This window comes from Pseudomonas sp. PME37.24/006, assembly GCF_055556635.1.
In genome coordinates, this window is sequence record NZ_JBVHNL010000110.1 from 1 (window position 1) to 270 (window position 270).

At 55.6% G+C, this 270-nt stretch carries 1 protein-coding gene; it reads left to right on the forward strand.

Annotated elements, in window-relative coordinates; all coding sequences use genetic code 11:
• On the forward strand, positions 1–212 hold a 212-nt coding region (locus ACZ3GY_RS24040), incomplete at its 5' end, for an efflux RND transporter permease subunit (RefSeq protein WP_465912253.1).
• Between the last annotated feature and the right edge of the window lie 58 nt (positions 213–270).

Sequence of the window (270 nt, forward strand, 5' to 3'; positions counted from 1 at the left end):
GTTGTGAGCATCGCTTTCGGCCCGTGATGATGACGGCGCTGGTGGCCATGCTGGCACTGATTCCCATGCTGTTTTCCAATGGCCCTGGCTCTGAAGTCACTCGTCCGCTGGCCGTCGTGGTGATTGGTGGCCTGATCAGTTCTACCACGCTCACCCTACTGGTGTTGCCAGTTATTTACGGCTGGTTTGAGGAAAAAGAAGTGGAAGCCTGAGGCCGACGAACGCCAATTGAACGGATTGCACCGGATGTGCAGCCAGAAAAATGGACAG